At 33.8% G+C, this 21292-nt stretch carries 16 protein-coding genes and 1 pseudogene; 9 read left to right on the top strand and 8 right to left on the bottom strand.

The genetic code is table 11. The annotated features are described in order from the left end of the window. Positions 1-502 precede the first annotated feature (502 nt). Positions 503-1753, top strand: coding sequence for a methionine adenosyltransferase (metK, locus tag AC3E9W_RS04905; protein WP_488767221.1), 1251 nt, complete (start codon positions 503-505; stop codon positions 1751-1753). Between the two features lie 101 nt (positions 1754-1854). Here the strand turns inward: metK and AC3E9W_RS04900 are convergent, their stop codons facing one another. The 3 genes from AC3E9W_RS04900 to AC3E9W_RS04890 form a co-directional block, all read right to left on the bottom strand. Further along, complete coding sequence (locus AC3E9W_RS04900; protein ID WP_488767219.1) at positions 1855-4095, bottom strand: hypothetical protein; 2241 nt, start codon at positions 4093-4095, stop codon at positions 1855-1857. A gap of 93 nt (positions 4096-4188) precedes the next feature. Next, the gene (locus tag AC3E9W_RS04895; protein ID WP_488767217.1) at positions 4189-6876 is read right to left on the bottom strand and encodes a carboxypeptidase-like regulatory domain-containing protein; all 2688 of its coding nucleotides are present in this window, start codon (positions 6874-6876) and stop codon (positions 4189-4191) included. A gap of 71 nt (positions 6877-6947) precedes the next feature. Next, positions 6948-7835: a GLPGLI family protein gene (locus AC3E9W_RS04890; RefSeq protein WP_488767215.1), complete on the bottom strand. Its 888-nt coding sequence runs from the start codon at positions 7833-7835 to the stop codon at positions 6948-6950. Positions 7836-8062: 227 nt separating this feature from the next. On the opposite strand from AC3E9W_RS04890, the gene AC3E9W_RS04885 reads away from it, so the two are divergent. The 5 genes and pseudogenes from AC3E9W_RS04885 (at position 8063) to AC3E9W_RS04865 (ending at position 10302) form a co-directional block, all read left to right on the top strand. After that, complete coding sequence (locus AC3E9W_RS04885; RefSeq protein ID WP_488767213.1) at positions 8063-8866, top strand: hypothetical protein; 804 nt, start codon at positions 8063-8065, stop codon at positions 8864-8866. Beyond that, complete coding sequence (locus AC3E9W_RS04880) at positions 8866-9480, top strand: deoxynucleoside kinase (RefSeq protein WP_129746158.1); 615 nt, start codon at positions 8866-8868, stop codon at positions 9478-9480. The genes AC3E9W_RS04885 and AC3E9W_RS04880 overlap by 1 nt, the downstream gene beginning before the upstream one ends. Positions 9481-9635: 155 nt before the next feature. Then, positions 9636-9812 (top strand): annotated as a pseudogene (locus AC3E9W_RS04875) (type II toxin-antitoxin system HigB family toxin); the annotation flags it as partial. 2 nt (positions 9813-9814) lie between these two features. After that, the gene (locus tag AC3E9W_RS04870) at positions 9815-9931 is read left to right on the top strand and encodes a type II toxin-antitoxin system HigB family toxin (protein WP_488767297.1); all 117 of its coding nucleotides are present in this window, start codon (positions 9815-9817) and stop codon (positions 9929-9931) included. A gap of 2 nt (positions 9932-9933) precedes the next feature. Then, complete coding sequence (locus AC3E9W_RS04865; RefSeq protein ID WP_306155799.1) at positions 9934-10302, top strand: helix-turn-helix domain-containing protein; 369 nt, start codon at positions 9934-9936, stop codon at positions 10300-10302. A 90-nt stretch (positions 10303-10392) separates the two neighbouring features. On the opposite strand, the gene AC3E9W_RS04860 is transcribed toward AC3E9W_RS04865, so the two are convergent. From AC3E9W_RS04860 to AC3E9W_RS04840, 5 genes are all read right to left on the bottom strand, one after another. Beyond that, positions 10393-12942 carry a sodium-translocating pyrophosphatase gene (locus tag AC3E9W_RS04860; RefSeq protein ID WP_488767211.1) on the bottom strand — a complete coding sequence of 850 codons (2550 nt, stop codon included), beginning with the start codon at positions 12940-12942 and terminating at the stop codon, positions 10393-10395. A 113-nt stretch (positions 12943-13055) separates the two neighbouring features. Beyond that, positions 13056-13586, bottom strand: coding sequence for an inorganic diphosphatase (locus AC3E9W_RS04855; RefSeq protein ID WP_306155797.1), 531 nt, complete (start codon positions 13584-13586; stop codon positions 13056-13058). A gap of 111 nt (positions 13587-13697) precedes the next feature. Then, the gene (locus AC3E9W_RS04850) at positions 13698-14297 is read right to left on the bottom strand and encodes a DNA-3-methyladenine glycosylase family protein (protein ID WP_488767210.1); all 600 of its coding nucleotides are present in this window, start codon (positions 14295-14297) and stop codon (positions 13698-13700) included. 237 nt (positions 14298-14534) lie between these two features. Then, positions 14535-17036, bottom strand: a complete 2502-nt coding sequence (locus tag AC3E9W_RS04845) for a DUF5686 and carboxypeptidase-like regulatory domain-containing protein (protein ID WP_488767208.1) — start codon at positions 17034-17036, stop codon at positions 14535-14537. A gap of 70 nt (positions 17037-17106) precedes the next feature. Then, entirely contained in the window at positions 17107-18084 is a 978-nt protein-coding gene (locus AC3E9W_RS04840) for a pyruvate dehydrogenase complex E1 component subunit beta (RefSeq protein WP_306155794.1), read from the bottom strand. 501 nt (positions 18085-18585) lie between these two features. Here AC3E9W_RS04840 and AC3E9W_RS04835 point away from each other — a divergent pair. The 3 genes from AC3E9W_RS04835 (at position 18586) to AC3E9W_RS04825 (ending at position 21235) form a co-directional block, all read left to right on the top strand. Further along, the gene (locus tag AC3E9W_RS04835) at positions 18586-19332 is read left to right on the top strand and encodes an electron transfer flavoprotein subunit beta/FixA family protein (protein ID WP_281634704.1); all 747 of its coding nucleotides are present in this window, start codon (positions 18586-18588) and stop codon (positions 19330-19332) included. A 145-nt stretch (positions 19333-19477) separates the two neighbouring features. Further along, positions 19478-20446 carry an electron transfer flavoprotein subunit alpha/FixB family protein gene (locus tag AC3E9W_RS04830; RefSeq protein WP_306155792.1) on the top strand — a complete coding sequence of 323 codons (969 nt, stop codon included), beginning with the start codon at positions 19478-19480 and terminating at the stop codon, positions 20444-20446. A gap of 165 nt (positions 20447-20611) precedes the next feature. Continuing rightward, complete coding sequence (locus AC3E9W_RS04825; protein ID WP_008466556.1) at positions 20612-21235, top strand: bifunctional nuclease family protein; 624 nt, start codon at positions 20612-20614, stop codon at positions 21233-21235. The last annotated feature ends 57 nt before the right edge of the window (positions 21236-21292 follow it).

Here is a 21292-nt window from a genome sequence, read left to right as displayed (position 1 = left end):
ACATATGGTTTAATTTTTTTCATAAAAAAACCTCTGCTGTTGGGCAGAGGTTTTATTGTTATCTTGTAGACTTAGTTACTAAACAATAGCGCGCTCTGCGGATAATTCCAACATCATACAGCACATATTTTTAATACCTAAATTCATTTCTTTCTTGTTTTGTTTGGCAAAGTTGAGAACTTTTTTTTAAACAGCCAAACAAAAAGTGAATTATTTTCTATTACCCTATCAAATTACTATACTTGTGTTAAATTTTAATGGATTAAAATAAAAAAAGTTGAACTTTAATTTGCAAATCAAAATGGTTTCATACCTTTGCACGCGAATACAGAGGAAAAATTTGAACTGATTGCAACCTCTTCATAATGAAATGGTTCATTATGATTGCCGAGAGATAAATTTCGGCATTAAAAAATGCTAAAGCAGCAACTCTCCTTTAGCCCTTTTTTGCAATTATTTTTTCCTCGCTAAATTTTAATTTATACAAATTTAATACATTATTATGGCTTATTTATTTACGTCAGAATCTGTTAGTGAAGGGCATCCAGACAAAGTTGCAGATCAAATTTCGGACGCATTAATTGACAACTTTTTGGCATTTGACGCTGACTCAAAAGTAGCTTGTGAAACATTGGTTACAACTGGTCAGGTTATTTTAGCAGGTGAAGTAAAATCGAATACTTATCTTGATGTACAAAACATTGCACGTGAGGTAATCCGTAAAATTGGATATACTAAAAGTGAATATATGTTTGAAGCAAACTCTTGCGGAATTCTTTCTGCAATTCACGAGCAGTCTGCAGACATTAACCAAGGTGTTGACAGAGCTAAGCCAGAAGAGCAAGGTGCAGGTGACCAAGGAATGATGTTTGGTTACGCTACAAACGAAACTGAAAACTACATGCCTCTTGCATTAGATTTATCTCATAAATTATTACAAGAGTTAGCTATTTTAAGACGTGAAAACAAAGAGATCACTTATTTACGTCCAGATGCTAAATCTCAGGTAACTTTAGAATACAGCGACGATAACAAACCAACTCGTATTGATGCGATTGTAATTTCAACTCAACACGATGATTTTGACGAAGAAGCTGCAATGCTTTCTAAAATCAAAAAAGATATTATCGAAATTTTGATTCCTAGAATTATCGCTAAAAATCCAACGCACGCTCATTTATTTAACGATAAAATCAACTATCATATTAACCCAACAGGAAAATTCGTTATTGGAGGACCTCACGGAGATACTGGTTTAACAGGAAGAAAAATTATTGTAGATACTTACGGAGGAAAAGGTGCTCACGGTGGTGGTGCATTCTCTGGAAAAGATCCAAGTAAAGTAGATAGAAGTGCTGCTTATGCTACACGTCATATCGCTAAAAACTTAGTTGCTGCTGGTGTTGCTGACGAAATCTTAGTTCAGGTTTCTTACGCAATTGGAGTTGCTGAGCCAATGGGAATTTTCATTGAAACTTACGGAACTTCTAAAGTAAACTTAACTAACGGTGAAATCGCTAAAAAAGTAGAAGCTATCTTTGATATGCGTCCTTACTTTATCGAGCAACGTTTAAAATTAAGAAACCCAATCTATAGCGAAACTGCTGCTTACGGACACATGGGACGTAAACCAGAAACAGTTACTAAAACTTTCTCTGCTCCAGGCGGAAACGAAAAAACAGTTACTGTTGAGTTGTTTACATGGGAAAAACTTGATTTTGTTGACCAAGTAAAAGCTGCATTTGGATTGTAATCTAGATCTTTAGACTAACTTAGATAGTTAGACTTCCAATATAAAAAAGCCGATTTCTCAATAGAAATCGGCTTTTTCTTTTTACTCATAAGAGTTTTTATTTAATAAGTTCCATTCTGCATTTTAGATAGCACTTCTTTCATTTCGTTGGCGCTTTCTCCGTCAACACCCTCGTTTAAATATTTTACTGCTAAAGTCTGTGTTTCAATTGCTTTTTGCTTTTGTCCGTCTTTATAATATAGTTGAGCCAAAGTGTCTAAATAATACGGACTATTTTTTGTTATAACCAAACTATATTCTGACCATTTGATAGCATCTTTTAAAAAGTTAGCATTCAGCGGGTTTGTAACTACAGCCCATGCCGCAGTGTTTGCTGTACTAGAATGATATTCTTTAAACATATTCCATCCGTCATAAGAATAGCTTGAACTGGAATCTAATGTTGAAAAAATAGCATCTAATTTTTCAATCGGACTTGTTCCTGCTAAAGTGGAATCAAAATACGTATTAAACTCTTTTAAATAAGTGGTATTAGAACCGTCTTTGTCTGTAATTTGGCTTAAATAATAGAAGTAGTTTCTGTAAGCATCAAAATTTCCTTTTCCTGAAGCAATGATTTTTTTATAAATAGCATTGACTTTTTCCCTGTTTATTTCGCCAGAAACGCCATCTTGAGAAGCATAAAGGTTTTGCTGTAAAGCATCTGAAATTTCAGAAATTGGATTTCCAACACTATGAATTTCTCCTATTTTAGTATTAAAACCAGAACGAATATTTTCGATTTCATCTGAATGTTTTAAGACATAATCGATTGCTAAGAAATCGGTATCATTCAAAACTCTGTCTGTACTAAATAGCTGTTTTGTAAATCCTTGGTTTTTGATTTCTTTCAAAATCGTTTCGACCAAATACATGTTTACCGCTTTATCTTTTTGATGCGCTTCAATCAGTTTTTTCCAAGATTGCGCCACTTCTTTTTGGTCTAGAGCTGTTTTTGTGATTACAAATTCAGTCGAATTTGGATCGCTTAGGGTATATTCTCCTTCATAATCATACGATGATTCTAGTAAAGCAGCTTTATTAAAAGCATTTATTAAATCGGCATCTGATGCTTTTTTATTCTTTAAAATAGTATTTATAGAAAGAAAAGCATTTGCTCTCTGCAATCTTCTGTAGAAATCGCCATAATAACTAAACTGATATTGTTGTGTTGCCAAATCAGATTTTGCAATAGCCAGCTGATTTCCTTCTCCGTTTAAAATAATGATGCTTGGATCGCTGGTGATTTTATTGTTTTTAAGCCATTTTTTATCATCGGCTCCAGCCAAATAATAATTGTAAATATCATAAAGCGCATTGTACGAATCGTACATATTATATCCTGTTTGCGTTTCCTGTTCTTTTACAAAATTGTCAAAACTCTCTTTAGCCGATTTATTTTTGCTGTCTACTACAACAACCAAAAATTTATTGCTTGCTGATTTTGTAGACTCTATTGCTTTTTTAAGATTGCTTTCGATTTTTAATTTGAAATCATATTTGTTGTATGCCGGCGGCGGAATTGTCGCTTCAACAATAGCTGTGGTGTCGACTGCAACCCCAAAATCATCACTTAATAAAGTATTATCTTTTCCTGGATAAGTCCAATTTGAAACAGTCTGAGTTTCAAGAGGAGCAACTTTTGACGTTTTCTTAACTGGCTGCGGGTCTTTTTCATTCACAAATACCAGCGGATTCACTCCTGATTTCTCTGAAATTCTAAGTTCGTTGGTTTGTTTATCAAAGTATCCTGCAATTTGTAAATCGCCCAAAACTGCCAATTCATAATTGATTGTTATTTCTGAAACATCTTTTGGCAGCGCGTATTTGTAAACACTGCTTTTACCTCCATACTCTTCATAAACTAGATATAAGAAATCCGTTTTTTCAATTTCAAAATCCAAATCGATTTTTGCATATTCTGGATCGACTTTAGTTTTAATATCCGAAATTCTCTGGTATTGCACTTCTTCTTTGCCTTTTTGAGTTCCGATATAAAAAGAATAATAGGAAGGATCCGTAAACTTTATTTTTATGTTTTTAGCATTTTTATCTACTTTGAAAGAAAGATCAAAATTGGTCTGTGCCGATGGATTTTTTGCAAATAGTAAAGAATCGCCTTTTACCTCGTAACCGCCAGAATAAAAAACCAGTTCGTATTTATTATCGTCTAATAAATTTAATTTGATTTTCTGACCTTTATTAATCGATAGATAAGTTCCTTTTTCAATGCCATTTGTTTGAGAAAAAGAAACAAATGTTCCAATAAACAAGAGTACTAAACTCCAAATAAAGTTGCGCATAATTAAGATTTTGGTTGATAATGTATGAATCACAAAGATATTTGATTCTTCATTAAACAAATCACAAAATATGCGACATTTACAATAAAAATACTACAAATTATATTTCATCGAAAATATAATATATCTGGGCTGAACGGTGTACTGAGAAACTCGGGTTGAGAACTGCGAAAAACTGTCATCATTAAGATAAGTTGTATTTAACAGATTGGTTGCCGAAACTTTATATTCCCATTTGCTGTTCTTTTTCTGGTAAATTAAACTCGCACTTAAGAAATCATATTCGTTATCGACTGTTTTATCTCCATTATAATAGTGGTAAAACTCATATTCTGAAACAAAAGAAAAACTATCTAAAAAGTAGTAATCTAATCTCGCAAATGGTTTATCAGTGTAAAAAGTAGAACCGCTATATTTATTAACCAAAAGATTGTATCCAAACTCAATATTCGGAAGTTTTTTATAATTTGTTGAAGCTCTTATCGTATAACTTTGTACAAAACTTTCAGTAGTTCTTAACTCATCATTTTGTATGTTATTGAATTTAGACCAATTAAGACTCGCATTAACTGAAGCTTTATAGTTTTTTAAAAACGAACGTCCGTAAGCTCCCATTCCCGATAAAGTTTCATCTGCTAAATTCGAATTGTAAGGAACCGAAGATTGGTTAATTCCATCAAAATTTGCCTGCGTTTTTATCGCATCTACTTTTCTTGTATAAGTTGCATTGGCAAAAATGTTCTCAAAATTGAACATATTATATTTAAAATAACGAAGCGAATGCACTTGAGAAGTTGCATTTTCTAAGAAACGATTTCCGCGAAATAAACTGCTGTAATCTGACAAAACATAACCCGCTCCCAGCTGATTGATATCGGTAAAATCATTCGTTAAAGAAAAATTATACGTCAACGTTTCTGATTTTTTGATTTGATACAAAGCAAAAAAATCTGGCAGCACTTTTACAAAATTTTGCGAATAATCAGTTCCTAATTGTCCGTTTGTCATTTGATACGTATGCACGCTTACTCCAGGTGTAAAAGTGAACTTTCCAGTTAGAATTTTATAGTGAAAACCTAAAAACGCATCATTAAAACGATAATCAACATCGTTATTGTTTTCAGAATTATTTAAATCATTTCGATCTCCATTATCCAACATTTGGAAAATATGAGAATTGAAGTTTTGATACGAATACGTATTTCCTAAAGTAATATTGATGTTACTTTTTGGCGTTACCATATAATAGTAATCCAATTTGGCATCCAATTTATTAGTTTTCACAAACCGATCCTGATTCAGATCGTTTCTGTTTTGTCCCGAAATGTATCCTGACAAATCAAAAGGCTGTGATCTTAAATTGGCATTGTAAAACGGGTTTTCATCTTGATACAAATGCTGCATTTCAAAAGCAAAAATGTTTTTTGCACTTTGCGTATAATACAAACTCAAATTCTGATTTATAGAAGTTGGGTCTTGTTTCTTTCCTGTTAAAATGGTTTCAACAGCCGAAACATCACTTACAATAGATTCACGAAGTAAATTGGTATCTTCATTTTGTTTCGTCAGTTTGGTCAAAATATCGTAATCAAACTGAAACTTGTCGCTTGGTTTATAAGTCGAACTCAGTTTAAAAAGTCCCAAATTATTTTTCTGATGTGTTATTTCATCACGTTTCTGCTGATCTCCAGAATCCAAAATTGTAGTTTGAGATTTGGTTTCTAAATCTGTTTTTGAAGTCGAAAGAATTCCGAAACCGCTTAAATTCCAAGCTTTATTGACGGAATAAGCAAAGTTTGTTGCGCCGAATTTGGTTTCAATTTCTTTAGCGCGATTATTTCTCAATAACGAAATTCCCAAATCATTCGAAGAAACATTAAAACTGCTCCCGCCCTTTTTCATCATATTTTTAAATCCGCCCGTGAACTTAAAATAGTCTTGCGCGGTAAGCGGCAATTCGCCAATATTATTAAAATTGGTAATTAAATTAATGCTGTATTTCGGACTGTAATAAAACAGTTTTGGATTTATAATATATCGGCTGTCCAATTCTGCAACCCCAATTCCAGCGGTTACATCACCAAACCAAAAGTTCTTTTTTCCTTCTTTCAGTTTGATATTCATTGCCACATTATCCTGATCGTTTTCAAGTCCTTTCAATTGGCTAATTTCATTGTAATTTCTTAAAACCTGCACTTTATCAATCGCATCGGCTGGAATATTTTTAACGCCCAATTTAGTATCTCCGTCAAAAAAATCTTTTCCTTCCACCATTAATTTTGAGACTTTTTTCCCTTCCACTTCAATTTCACCATCTGCATTTACCTCAACACCAGGAAGCTTTTTCAAAACATCTTCCAGCTTTTTTTCTGTTCCCGTTTTAAAAGAATCGGCATTGTAGACAATTGTATCACCTTTTATCGAAACAGGCATTTCGCGCACAATTTCAACGCCTTCCAATTCGATTCCTGTGCCATCCAAAACAATATTCTGAGTCATATTTTCAGCTTTTGTTGAAACCGCGATTTCTTTCGATTTCATTCCCAAATAACTTACTTTAATTGTGTAGGCCGTATTTGGTTTTAAAGTCAGCTGAAACTTTCCTTTGTCGTTGGTAATCCCGTACGAATCCATTGCTTTTGTACCATTATTAATGGCCATAATATTGGCCATCTCCAACGGATTTTTCTGTTCGTCCTGTATAAAACCATCAAAGCGAATACTTTGAGAAAAACATATAGAAGTAAAAAGTAAGGCAAAGATGAAAAATGTTTTATTCATTATCAGAATATTGGAATTTTGAAATTCGAACTTTGGAATTTGAGATTTGAGATTTGAAATTTTATAAAAATTTATCTTCCCATTGGCGGAGCCATACCTCCACGCCCACGGTTTGTCTCTCTAAATTCTTCCATTTTCTTAATTACCGTTTCATCGTATTCTTTCTGCGAAACGACTTTTCCTTTTTTAGACGGTTTGATCTCTACTTTATCCTTCGCATTCAAAACAATTTTAGAACACAAAATCGTAGTTGTTCCATCGTTGATTTCGAGAATCAAACCTGGAAGTCCCCAATAGTTTTCTGGACCTTGGTTTACCGGAATTTCTGGCGTATACCAAGCTGTTACGACAATTTCTTTAGGTATTTCGAAGTTATCGGCAAAATTCGTTTTTGTCTCTCCAGAAGTCTTTTTTGCTTCGTCTTTTTTATCGTCTTCTCTTTTAGGTCTGAAATTTCTAAAATCGGTTTTACTGGCTTGTTTTACTGCTGTAGCTTTAAAGCAATTGTAACCACCGATTTGCTTGGTTTCTTGTTCCAGTTTCCAGTTTAATTTTGGAAGAGAGTCCACAACAAGAAATTCTTTTCCCATAAATTCTTTATCTACCGTATACGATTTTGTTTTTACATCTTTATAAAATGTACCTCCGCCTCCAGTAAGAGATCCAAACATAACACGAAAACCTCCCTGCTGTTGGCCTGGCGCTTCTAATTTTTCTTCTTCTTTATAAATAGAAGCCGATTTATCGAAGTTTAAAATAAAAGTTTTTTCGAGCATTTTTTTCATACGCTCTTCCATATTTTTCTGCATTTCTGGCGTAATGTCTCTATTACCGCGCATTCCTTCAAACTTGGGCGCTTGTGTTTTTGACTCGTAAACAGCCATTCCCTGAAAGTCTTTTTGTGCTTGAATTTGCGTAGCAGCAAGCAGCAAGGTCATATAAAAAAATATTTTCTTCATTTCATTTTCATTAAAAGTGAGTAAATCCGATAAAACTTACATTCAAATGTATTATTTATTTTAAAATCTTAAAAACTAAATATATTAATGGCTTCTAAGCATAGATAGAACCGCTTATTTTTTAGACTATTAGATTAAAAAAAGGTTTAAGCCTTAAAATCGATTTTTTAAAAAGAGTTTTTCGTAATTTGGTGCTCTTGTAAATTAATTTTCTAATGCTTGGAACTGTGCAAAAATTTTTATTCTCTCTATTTGTTTTCTGCACTTTTAATGCACTTTCAGCTCAGGATTTGAATGTAAATTCTACTTTAATTTCACAGTATAAAAATACTTCTGATATATTTTTAGGATATGATGCTTTTGGATATTCGTATCAGATTACCAACAATGTTTTTAGTAAAATTAAAGGCAAAGAAATTTTCGAATACAAGAATGTTTCTTTAGGAAAAATTACAAAAGTCGATCTTCAGAATCCGTTAAAAATTGTATTGTTTTATGAAGACTTCAATAGCGTTGTTTTATTGGACAATCAATTAAACAAAATGACCGAAATTAATTTTTCTCACAATACAACTCCAATAGTCGTTAGCGCAATCGGGATGTCAACTCAAAATCAATTATGGATTTACAACACTTTAAATCAGCAGATTGGTCTCTTTGATTATTTAAAAAACGAATACAAAACCGTTTCGATTCCATTAACAGAACCAATTAAATATTATCAAACCGATTTCAATACTTTCTATTGGATCGATAAAAAAAACAACTGGTATTCTTGCGATATTTTTGGTAAAATTACTTCGCTTGGTAAAATCGCAGAATTTGATAAAATTCAAATTATTGGCAGTTCAAAATATATTTTTAGTAAAGCTAATCACTTGTTTCTTACAGAGATTGATAAATCGGGGATTGAGAAGGTTTCTGAAATTAAAGTTTTAGAAAAAACCTTTGACAATTTTGATTACAAAGACCAAATTTTATCTATTTTTACAGCTATAGATATATTAAATTATAAAATCGTAACACCGTAATGCACATAGCAATAGCAGGAAATATAGGCGCAGGAAAAACCACTCTGACCAAATTATTAGCGAAACATTTCAAATGGGAACCTCATTATGAAGATGTAGTTGATAATCCTTATTTGGATGATTTTTACCATCAGATGGAGCGCTGGTCGTTCAATCTTCAGATTTATTTCCTGAACAGCCGTTTTCGCCAGGTGCAGCAAATTCGCGAAAGCGGAAAAAAAATCATACAAGACAGAACGATTTATGAAGATGCGCATATTTTTGCTCCTAACTTATATGCAATGGGCTTAATGACAAGCCGTGATTTTGAAAACTACACGTCTTTGTTTGAATTGATGGAATCATTGGTAAAAGCTCCAGATTTATTGATTTATTTAAGAAGTTCTATCCCTAATTTAGTGGGACAGATTCATAAACGCGGACGCGAATACGAAAACTCTATTTCGATCGATTATTTAAGCCGTTTGAACGAAAGATACGAAGCTTGGATTCAGACTTATACGAAAGGAAAACTTTTAATTATTGATGTTGATAACATTAATTTTGTTGACAATCCCGAAGATTTAGGAGACATCATTAATAGAATTGATGCTGAATTGAACGGGTTGTTTTAGAACACGAATTTCACAGATTTACACTAATATATAAAAGCCTCTAAAATTATTTTTTAGAGGCTTTTTTGTTTTTACTATATATTTTTTTAATATTTTTCTTACTTTTGTTTTTGAGGTAATATTTCCCATATTGGGAAAAATTAATTATATTTGTAATGAGAATTATCGCAAAAAGAACTTTACAAAATTTCTGGGAACGTTTTCCTTCTGCTAAGCAACAACTGTTATCGTGGTATCAAATTTTTGACAAAAACAACTTTCAGAATTCAAATGAAATTCGATTAATATTCGGTTCAGCTGATTTTGTTGGGAACAATAAAGTAGTTTTTAATATCTGTGGAAATCATTTCAGATTAATTGTAAAAATAATTATGAGACTCAGATTGTATATATTTTATTTGTTGGAACACATAGCGAATATGACGATTTAAAAGGCATAAAAAATTTATAGAAATGGAAATAAAACCTATAAAAACTGAAAAAGATTACGACTGGGCTTTAGAAAGAGTAAATGCTTTATTTGATGCTAAACCTAATACGGATGAAGGAGATGAATTGGATATTTTGGTCACTCTTATCGAAAAATATGAAAAGATTCATTATCCAATACCTGAACCTGACCCTATTGAAGCAATTAAATTTGTAATGGAGCAAAGAGGTCTTACTGATGCCGATTTGGGGAATTTATTAAATAGCCGTTCAAGAGTATCTGAAATATTCAAAAGAAAAAGAGCGTTGACTATAAAACAGATTAGAGTTTTGACTAAAGAGCTTCAAATTCCTGCTTCCATTTTAATTAAAGAATATGCATTAGTGCAATAAACAAAAGCCTCTAAAATTTTTAGAGGCTTTTTCTATTGAATTCTAAACCTGTCAGGTTTTAAAAACCTGTCAGGTTTCTGTTCGATGTAATTATTTCGCAGCTTCGACTTTTGCTAAAACTTCTTCTTCAGTTCCTTCAAAAACTTCTGTTGTTGTTTTACCGTTTTCAGTTTTGGTAACCGTTCCAGTCGTTTTTCCGTTGATGTTTTTAACCTCAACTTTTACTGATGACTTATTTTGGTATTTTGAAGTATCAAAACAATCTGTTTTTTGATATTTTCCAGTTGTATCAAAATGAGCTAGACATTTTGCTGTTTCTTCTTCAGAACAACCTTTTTCTTTGCACATTTTTATACATTCTTCTTTTGTCATTCCAGACATATCGCCGCATTTAGAGAAACCATCTTTGTGCATTTCTGTTTTAGCACAACAAGAAGCTTTTGCAGCAATATCAGAAGGTGCATGACCTTCACCCAAAATTGGAGCAATTACCAATCCTATTAAACAAGTTAGTTTAATTAAAATATTCATTGAAGGTCCAGAAGTATCTTTAAACGGATCTCCAACTGTATCTCCAGTTACGGCTGCTTTATGCGCGTCAGAACCTTTATAAGTCATTTCACCGTTAATCATAACACCCGCTTCAAAAGATTTTTTGGCATTGTCCCAAGCACCTCCAGCATTGTTTTGGAAAACTGCCCAAAGCACCCCAGAAACGGTAACTCCAGCCATATAGCCTCCTAACATTTCAGCGATTAACTGATTGTTATGCGTGTAAACTAACTTTCCTAAAAGAACAATTAGAATCGGAAAACCAATTGTCAGCACTCCTGGAAGCATCATTTCGCGTAAAGCGGCTTTTGTAGAAATCTCCACACATTTTCCGTATTCTGGTTTTGCAGTTCCCTCCATAATTCCAGCAATTTCTTTAAACTGACGGCGAACTTCGTATACCATATCCATTGCGGCTTTTCCAACAGAATTCATTGCCAAAGCTGAGAAAACAACTGGAATCATACCACCTACAAATAACATGGCTAAAACTGGTGCTTTAAAAATATTGATTCCGTCGATTCCTGTAAAGGTTACATAAGCCGCAAATAACGCCAATGAAGTTAAAGCTGCAGAAGCGATCGCAAATCCTTTTCCAGTTGCAGCAGTTGTATTTCCTACTGAGTCTAAAATATCGGTTCTTGTACGAACTTCTTTTGGCAATTCGCTCATTTCTGCGATTCCTCCAGCATTATCAGAAATTGGTCCAAAAGCGTCGATTGCCAATTGCATAGCGGTTGTAGCCATCATTGCAGAAGCGGCTAATGCTACTCCGTAAAATCCTGCTAAAGCATACGAAATCCAAATCGCCACTGCAAATAGTAAAACGGTTGGAAACGTAGAAATCATTCCTGTCGCCAAACCTGCAATTACGTTTGTTCCCGCACCTGTAGATGATTTTTGAACGATTGCCAAAACTGGTTTTGTTCCCAATCCTGTATAATATTCTGTTACTGATGAAATAGCTCCACCAACTACTAATCCGACTAAAGTTGCATAGAAAACGCGCATTGATGAAATGGCTTTAGATCCTTCTCCAAAGAAAGTCATCTGCATAGTTTCTGGCAGCATATACTGAACTAAGAAAAAACAAGCCACAGCTGTTAAAACAATAGAAACCCAGTTTCCTATATTTAATGCTTTCTGAACTTGAGCTTCTTTAGCATTATCATCTGTAATTTTTACTAATGTTGTTCCAATAATAGAAAATAGAATTCCGAAACCTGCAATTGCCATCGGAAGCAAAATTGGTCCGATTCCACCAAAAGCATCGTTAATGCTTCCGCCCATATCTTTAATTACGTAGTTTCCAAGAACCATAGCGGCTAAAACGGTTGCTACATAAGACCCGAATAAATCGGCTCCCATACCCGCAACGTCACCTACATTATCTCCTACGTTATCTGCAATAGTTGCTGGATTACGAGGATCATCTTCTGGAATTCCTGCTTCTACTTTACCTACTAAATCGGCACCAACATCTGCAGCTTTAGTGTAAATTCCACCTCCTACACGTGCAAACAAAGCAATTGATTCAGCTCCTAGAGAAAATCCTGCTAGAGTTTCTAAAACTACCGTCATTGTATCGGTATCTTTCCAAACTCCGCCAGAAAAAAGATGGAAGAAAATGATGAAAAATGATGTTAAACCTAATACAGCTAAACCTGCAACACCAAGTCCCATTACGGTTCCGCCGCCAAAAGAAACTTTTAATGCCTGAGGAAGGCTTGTACGTGCGGCTTGAGTAGTTCTAACATTTGTTTTGGTTGCTATTTTCATTCCGATATTTCCAGCATAAGCCGAAAATAACGCCCCAAAAACAAAGGCAATTACGATTAATAAATGTGTTTTTACTCCTGGAATAAATGTAATTCCTGCCAAAGCTAAACTGGCTATAATTACGAAGATGGTTAATAACTTATATTCGGCTTTTAGAAAGGCTAAGGCTCCTTCGTAAATGTAATCTGAAATCTCTTTCATCTTACCGTCTCCGGCATCTTGTTTTAAAACCCAACTCCTTTTTATTCCCATGAAAAGTAATCCCAAAACTGCCATTACAATTGGCAGGTAAATCATAAATGCATTCATAATATATTAATGGTTTTGGTTAATAGTCAACAATCTAACTAAAACGAATTTAAACAAAAAAGCAATACTCCTGACGGCAGTATTGCTTTTTTTATATTAGAATGCGGTTAAAATTATTTAATACTAAATAATCCTTCCGGTTTATTTTCAATGTCATCAAAACGTTTTGTACACTCAGCGATAATATCGTAAGCTTCTTTTACGTCTCCCCATCCTTCAACATCTACTTTTTTGTTTTCAAGATCTTTGTACACTTGGAAGAAATGCTCGATTTCTTTTACTAAGTGTGGGTTCATGTCAGAAAGATCGTTTAATGAATTCCAGATTGGATCTGAAACTGGTACACAAATAATTTTTTCGTCTGGCCCTTTATCATCTGCCATGTGGAATACACCGATTGGCTTAACTTCCATAACACATCCAGGGAAAGTTGGCTCGTTTACTAAAACTAATACGTCAAGAGGATCACCGTCTAAAGCTAAAGTTTCTGGAATAAATCCGTAATCTGCTGGGTACATCATTGAAGAGAATAACATTCTGTCGAAACGCATTCTTTTAATTTCAAAATCGTACTCGTATTTATTTCTGCTTCCTCTTGGTATTTCGATCAATACATCGAAAGTCGTTAATTTGTCTGCGGTCATTTTTGTTTTTTAATGTTTCTATAATTTCGGTTGCAAAAATAACTAAAGAATCTAGTTTTACAATAAAAAACAAGGTTAAATTATCTTCATTATCGTTTAAAAAACAAGCATTTAATAGGTGATTTTTCTATTTCGTTTCTTTAAGTAATAATGCCACAGCAAATAGGTTGCATAAGAACGGTAAGGACTCCATTGTTCAGCATGAATTTCCATTTCCTGTTTGTCGTGAATATTCAATAATTCTTTGATGGTATTGATTACGGCAATGTCTCCTAGCGGAATCAAATCGGGCTCTTCCAGACAGAACATCAAATAAATATCAATCGTCCAGTTTCCTATGCCTTTTAATTTAATTAGTTCTTCGCGAACTTGCTTTGCCGATTTTGAAGCTAAACTTTCAATATCTAATTCTTTGTTTAAAACCGCTTCCGCTAAAATTTTAATATATTTCGTTTTCTGACGGCTTACTCCTAAACTTCTGAATTCTTCATCAGATAAAGCTGCCATGTTTTCTGGCGTACAATCTTTATAAGCCTTAATTTTTAAAAATGTGGCTTTCGCCGAATCTATAGAGACTTGCTGTTCTAGTATCAGCAAAACCAAAGTTTCAAAACCAGGCGGACGCTTTGGAATTGGAGGCAATCCATATTTTTCTATGATTTCTAGAAATATTGGATTTTTAGAGGATAGAAAATCTATGGCTTCCTGCATGATTGTGTTTTAAGTTTATTCCAAAATTAGATAAAAAAGAATCTCGCAAAGACGCAAAGTCGCGAAGTTTTTTTGTTTCACGCAGATCTAGCAGATGAAGCAGATTTATTTTTTTAATATTCTAAAAATAAGATCTGCACGCATCAGCTTAAATCCTTATAAATCTGCGTGAAACAAATCACAAAAAAAGCCGCAAAGAAAAACCTTTGCGACTTTGTAACTTTGTCTCTTTGCAACTTAAAAGTAAAAACCAAAAGATCCTTTTATAGCAAATTTATGTGCATCTGGCATATCTAAATAGTTTCCTCTCCATGAGAAATCAAGACGAAATACTTTGAAGATATTTCCAATTCCTGCATTATATTCCCAATATACTTTTTCTGGCGCATTGTATGGCAATCCAGAAGCATTGATAGCTCGATTGGCATCAGAAATAGTTCCGTGTACTGCTCTTACTCCAATAAATTCTCTCCAGTTTAGTTTTCTCATAAATGGAATTCTCGCAAATAATCTTCCTCCAAAATCATGATTCCATTGTAGAGTTGTATATTGATCTGTAACGAATTCGTAGAAATTCAAGTTACTGAACGTATTCTCAATCGTAAAATAAGTCTGGTTACCCGGAATTACACTCATTAAACCTAACGGAATTGTTCCAAATGTTTTTCCTGTTTCAACTGTAATATTACTTCTTCCTAAAGGCCCAATAATAATTGGCTGTCTGTAGAAAACCTGAATTTTTTCGTACGCAAAATCACTATCAAAAACTCCTTTCAACCCATAACTGAAATTGACAAAGAAATGACTAAATGGGCTGTCAACTAAATCTCTCTCGACACCATAACCAATTGTTTTGCGGTTTGGCATAAACTCAAACTGAATATTGGCTTCTGCCTGTCTCACCATACTTTGTACCGTTCCTGCAGGATTTGCAGCGGTTGGTAAAGTAGTATAATAATCTAAACTAAACGTTTTTGATGCCGATTCTAAAGTTCGATAGGAGAATCCTGCCTGAACAATAAAATTCTTTTTTGCTTCCATTTCGATAGAAACATTGCTCAAATTAATATTAGTCAGTTTTCCGTTGCTTCCTGTGGTAAATAAAGCTGATGAAGCAAAACTTCGTCCTAAAACGTCATTTGTTGTGGTTAAACTCGCACCGATCTGCTCAATATCGCGCCTATTTCCTCCCGAAATAATAAGTCGGTTTTTCTTATCAACCATCCATTTTCCAGAAACTCCATATTTGAACTTATTATCATCAAAACCGTATGCAGTGTAAGCCTGAATACGCCACGGATCATTTGGTCCAAAATAGGTTCTTCCTCCAACTCTTAAACGCAAGCCTTCTACTTCATTGTACCCAAAAGTAGAGAAGATTGGGCCGTAATCGAAGTTTTTAAATTCAATATAACCGCTTCCCAAAATAGAGACGAGATTGTACAGCTGCTTAAATCGCTTAACAGTCTGCAAAGTATCGAGCATTTTATAAATACCCGCTTCGTCTTTATTTAATTTTTCAAAACGATTTTCTTCCCAAAATTCCGGCGGTCGTTCATAAACGGCGTTATCAATAAAATTGACTTCTTCCTTATAAAACTTCTCTGGTTTCTGAATGTTGAATTTATGTCCGCGATACAAAGTCGTTCGTTTTCCGTAAACTCCTTTTGATTTTTCTTTTTTATTTAAAGCAAAATCAGACATCATGTAATCACGAGTCAAAAGAAAAACAGAATCGTTTTCAACTTCAAATTCCTGTTCGATATAAATATCTTTCACCCAGTTAATATTGGCACTTTTGGTAACGCCCATATTAATTTTTTTGATCGCAAAAGTGGTATCATTAACCCAAAAATCTCCTTTAAAAGTTAATTCATTTTTACGTCTTGGATAGAAAACAATATTATAACACCATTTTTTGTCAATAAAAGCACTGTCTTTCAATACGTAATTGTAGACATCAATTCCCGTTTTAGACAGCGGACTTGTAAAACTTTTATCAAAAAATTTAAGGTGGTTATCGTAAATGTTGTAGTCAGAATAAAGATCTTTAACGAAAGATAAAATCTGCTGATTTCCGTTAAAACCAGACATTTTATTCCCTGTTAAATTTTCTTTTACTTTCTTTAATTTATTGTCTCCATAAACATCATAAACGGATTCGTTAATGAAAATTGGAAGATAGGTTTTTCCCGTAACATCAGAAGTATCAACGTGATTAAAGACAAACTCCATTCCTTTAAAAAGTTTGTTTTTCATAAAAGCACTATCAATCGTGTTCATATCAAACTCGACTTTTTCGTACTTCTGCATTTGATATTGATTGAACTGGTACAGTCCGTTTTTACGTTTTCTTGCCCAGATTTTCCTCAAGATATCCAATGCGGGATTGTTCTTCTTTGAAGTTTTACCTGTATAAATTACGACTTCATTTAAAGCTTCGGCTTCGCCTAAAACTATTTTAAAATCGTAGTTAACCGCTTTTTCTAAAGTGACTTCTTTATCTGAAAATCCTGCAGAACTTACAATCAAAGTTTTATAAGTATTGGGAGACTCTAGATAAAAACGGCCATCTTCATTAGATACAATTCCAATGTTTGTACCTTTAAATACCACATTTGCAAAAGGTATCGGCTGATTTGATTTGTCCAAAACAACTCCACTCACTTTAGTTTGTGCAGTAACAACATTCGCAAATGCAAATACAATATATAAGAGAAGTAGAGTTAATTTGTTCATTATAAAGTAAAAAAAAACTTCACCAATCCATGTTTGTCTGATGAAGTTTTATGAGTATTATGTATTTGTATTATTTGTATAATACTTTTTTAACTGCTTTTACTACATCACCTGCATTTGGCAACCATTCTTTAAGCAAAACTGGCGAATAAGGTGCAGGAGTATCTGCAGTTGTAATACGTTGAATTGGCGCATCTAAGAAATCGAAAGCCTGTTCTTGAACAAGGTAAGTGATTTCAGAAGAAAGACTGGCAACTGGCCAAGCTTCTTCAAGAATTACTAAACGATTTGTTTTCTTAACAGAAGTTAAAATCGCATCTTTATCCATTGGACGAACTGTTCTTAAATCGATAATCTCACAAGAAATTCCTTCTTTAGCTAATTCATCAGCAGCGATAAAAGCTTCTTTGATGATTTTTCCGAAAGAAACGATAGTTACATCTGTTCCTTCACGTTTAATATCAGCAACACCTAGAGGAATTGTGTATTCTCCGTCTGGCACTTCACCTTTGTCACCGTACATTTGCTCAGACTCCATGAAAATAACTGGGTCATTATCGCGAATAGCCGATTTCAAAAGTCCTTTTGCATCGTAAGGAGTTGAAGGAACAACAACTTTAAGACCTGGAGTATTAGCAAACCAGTTTTCTAAAGCTTGTGAGTGAGTAGCTCCTAATTGACCAGCAGAAGCTGTTGGTCCGCGGAAAACGATAGGCACATTAAACTGTCCTCCTGTCATCTGACGCATTTTAGCAGCGTTGTTTATAATTTGATCAATACCAACTAAACAGAAGTTGAATGTCATATATTCTACAATCGGGCGGTTTCCATTCATTGCTGAACCTACAGCAATTCCTGAAAAACCAAGCTCAGCAATTGGAGTATCAATTACTCTTTTTTCACCAAACTCAGCAAGCATTCCTTTTGAAGCCTTGTAAGCTCCATTATATTCTGCAACCTCTTCGCCCATTAAATATATGGATTCATCGCGACGCATTTCTTCGCTCATCGCTTCGCAAATGGCCTCTCTAAATTGTATTGTTCTCATATTTTATATTGTATGTTGAATTTTCTGAAGAGCAAAAATAAATATTTTAAATAACTTAAAAGCATAAATTGAATTTAAAATCGCATGAACTTCTATCTGTTCTCTGGTTTTAACTTTTTAAAGTTTATTGTGATATTTACGAAATCGATATAATACGTATATTTGACACTTAACTTTTCTTAAAACTATTTTTCAGACAAACTTGTATTCATTTGTTTAATTCTTGTTCCCTCAGAATTCATTCATCAGAACGGAAAAATTAGAAAATTAGTATTTATCATACAAAATTAATTTACCGCTAAACCGTCAATCATTGCAAAATTCCTAACAATCAGACAAAATAGCTGTTTTTTCATTTTTAAATTCCGATGAAATTCATTTCAAACTGCATAATCAGCGAAATCGTAATAGTTTTAAAAAATATTATGCATGCATAGTATAATTATTCCAAATAATATTCTAAATTTGTAAAAGCATATTATAAATTCAAAATATATACTTATGAAAATACTAGTTTGCATCAGCCATGTGCCTGATACTACTTCAAAAATTAACTTCACCAACGGTGACTCAGAATTTGACACTAATGGCGTACAATATGTGATTAACCCTAACGACGAATTTGGTCTTACACGTGCTATCTGGTTCCAAGAACAACAAGGAGCAAATGTAACGGTTGTAAACGTTGGAGGTCCTGATACTGAACCAACATTGCGTAAAGCTTTGGCAATTGGTGCAAACGAAGCAATTCGTGTTAATGCAAATCCTACTGACGGATTTTTTGTTGCAAAACAATTAGCAGAAGTAATTAAAAACGGCGGGTACGATTTAGTAATTGCTGGTAAAGAATCTTTAGATTATAACGGAGGAATGGTTCCTGGAATGATTGCTGGAATTTTAGGCTCTAACTTCTTAAACTCTTGTACAGCTTTAACAGTTGACGGAAACAATGTAAAAGCAGTTCGTGAAATTGATGGTGGAAAAGAAACTGTAAGCACAACTTTACCATTAATCATTGGAGGCCAAAAAGGTCTTGTTGAAGAAAAAGACTTACGTATCCCGAACATGAGAGGAATTATGACAGCGAGAACTAAAGCGCTTACTATTCTTGAGCCAGTTGATGCTGCTGTAAATACAAAAGCGGTGAAATTTGAAAAACCAGCTCCAAAATCGGCAGTGAAATTAGTTTCTGCAGATAATTTAGATGAGTTAATCAATTTACTACACAACGAGGCTAAAGTGATTTAAGATTGTAAAGTTTAGATTTTAGATTGCTCATCGCAATGCAAAATCTAAATCCACATTTGATTCACTTCAAAATCTAAAATCAATAATCATTTTAGGTTTCAATTTTAAAAAATCTGAAATCTAAAATCTAAAATCTAAAATTATTATGTCAATATTAATATATGCAGAATCTGCAGAAGGAAAATTTAAAAAAGTAGCTTTCGAATTAGCTTCTTATGCTAAAAAAGTAGCAGAATCATTAGGAACTACCGTTACAGCTTTGACTGTAAACATTAGCGACGTAAGCGAATTAGGCAAATACGGAGTTGATAAAGTTTTAAAAGTAAGCAACGATAAATTAGCAGGTTTTAATGCAAAAGCTTACGCTGATGTGATCAAACAAGCTGCTGAAAAAGAAGGAACAAAAGTGGTTTTACTTTCTTCTACAACAGACAGTATTTATCTTTCGCCACTTGTTGCGGTAGCTTTACAAGCTGGTTTCGCTTCAAACGTGGTTGGATTGCCAGTTAGCACTTCTCCATTTCAAGTAAAAAGAAATGCTTTCTCAAACAAAGCTTTCAACATTACAGAAATCAGTACAGATGTAAAAGTTCTTGGTTTAGCTAAAAACTCTTACGGACTTTTTGAAAGCGCTGGAGCTGCTGCTGCAGAAGATTTTAACCCAACAATTGGAGACAACGATTTTGGAGTAAAAGTAGAATCTGTAGAAAAAGTATCTGGAAAAGTTTCTATCGCTGATGCGGATATCGTAGTTTCTGGCGGACGCGGATTAAAAGGACCTGAAAACTGGGGATTAATTGAAGATTTAGCTGCAGTTCTTGGTGCTGCAACTGCTTGTTCTAAACCGGTTTCAGATTTAGGCTGGAGACCTCACAGTGAACACGTTGGACAAACCGGAAAACCTGTTGCAACTAACTTATATATTGCTGTAGGTATCTCTGGAGCGATCCAGCATATTGCAGGTATTAACTCTTCTAAAGTGAAAGTGGTAATCAACAATGACCCGGAAGCTCCTTTCTTTAAAGTTGCGGATTACGGTGTTGTCGGAGATGCTTTCGAAATTGTACCTCAATTAACAGAGAAATTAAAAGCTTTCAAAGCTCAGCATTCTTAATACAAAGAATTCTCATTAAAAATATTGCTGCCTAAAAACAAGATGTTGTATCTTTGTTTATAGGCAGCTTTTTTGTTCCATATTTTTTGATTAAAATTGCAGCTTTATTTTCTAATCAAAAACAGTATTAAAATAAGGCGCTAAGTGCCTTTTTTACAAACATATATGAGTCTAGTAAAATTATCCATAAAAGGAATTTCATACAGTCAAACTCAAAATGGCGCTTATGCCTTAATTTTGAATGAAGTGGATGGCGAAAGAAAACTACCTATTGTTATTGGCGCTTTTGAAGCCCAGTCAATCGCTATTGCTTTAGAAAAAGAAATAAAACCGCCACGTCCTTTAACTCACGATTTATTCAAAAATTTTGCTGAAAGATTTGATATCGTGGTGAAACAAGTTATCATTCACAAATTAGTCGACGGCGTTTTTTATTCAAGCTTAATCTGCGAAAGAGATAAAATCGAAGAAATTATCGACGCTAGAACTTCAGACGCTATTGCTTTGGCATTACGTTTTAACGCTCCTATTTTCACTTATAAAAACATCTTAGATAAAGCAGGTATTTATCTAAAATCAAATACTGCTGAAACAGATTCTGGAGCTCAGGAAATTGATGATGTTCTTTCGAATCCTGAAACTTTCGGACACGAAGAAGAAAGCAATCAATCTGGAGATGTATACGCAAAACATTCTTTGCAAGAATTAAACGAACTTTTGGATCAAGCTGTTTCTCAGGAAGACTACGAAAAAGCAGCCAAAATTAGAGACGAAATCTCTAGACGATAAATTCAAATGTTTAATCGTTGACCGTTTATTCGTTAAATCGATTAAACAATTAAACAA

The organism is Flavobacterium sp. 38 (assembly GCF_057799715.1).
Note: the sequence above shows the minus strand (reverse complement) of the source record. Positions and strands in the feature narration are given on the sequence as shown.

Coding starts and splice junctions, on each gene's coding strand:
- AC3E9W_RS04855 (WP_306155797.1), bottom strand. CDS start 13,586: ATGACCGCAGACAAATTAACGACTTTCGATGTATTGATCGAAATACCA.
- AC3E9W_RS04845 (WP_488767208.1), bottom strand. CDS start 17,036: ATGAACAAATTAACTCTACTTCTCTTATATATTGTATTTGCATTTGCG.
- AC3E9W_RS04865 (WP_306155799.1), top strand. CDS start 9,934: ATGGAAATAAAACCTATAAAAACTGAAAAAGATTACGACTGGGCTTTA.
- AC3E9W_RS04835 (WP_281634704.1), top strand. CDS start 18,586: ATGAAAATACTAGTTTGCATCAGCCATGTGCCTGATACTACTTCAAAA.
- AC3E9W_RS04850 (WP_488767210.1), bottom strand. CDS start 14,297: ATGCAGGAAGCCATAGATTTTCTATCCTCTAAAAATCCAATATTTCTA.
- AC3E9W_RS04860 (WP_488767211.1), bottom strand. CDS start 12,942: ATGAATGCATTTATGATTTACCTGCCAATTGTAATGGCAGTTTTGGGA.
- AC3E9W_RS04895 (WP_488767217.1), bottom strand. CDS start 6,876: ATGAATAAAACATTTTTCATCTTTGCCTTACTTTTTACTTCTATATGT.
- AC3E9W_RS04840 (WP_306155794.1), bottom strand. CDS start 18,084: ATGAGAACAATACAATTTAGAGAGGCCATTTGCGAAGCGATGAGCGAA.
- AC3E9W_RS04825 (WP_008466556.1), top strand. CDS start 20,612: ATGAGTCTAGTAAAATTATCCATAAAAGGAATTTCATACAGTCAAACT.
- AC3E9W_RS04880 (WP_129746158.1), top strand. CDS start 8,866: ATGCACATAGCAATAGCAGGAAATATAGGCGCAGGAAAAACCACTCTG.
- metK (WP_488767221.1), top strand. CDS start 503: ATGGCTTATTTATTTACGTCAGAATCTGTTAGTGAAGGGCATCCAGAC.
- AC3E9W_RS04900 (WP_488767219.1), bottom strand. CDS start 4,095: ATGCGCAACTTTATTTGGAGTTTAGTACTCTTGTTTATTGGAACATTT.
- AC3E9W_RS04830 (WP_306155792.1), top strand. CDS start 19,478: ATGTCAATATTAATATATGCAGAATCTGCAGAAGGAAAATTTAAAAAA.
- AC3E9W_RS04890 (WP_488767215.1), bottom strand. CDS start 7,835: ATGAAGAAAATATTTTTTTATATGACCTTGCTGCTTGCTGCTACGCAA.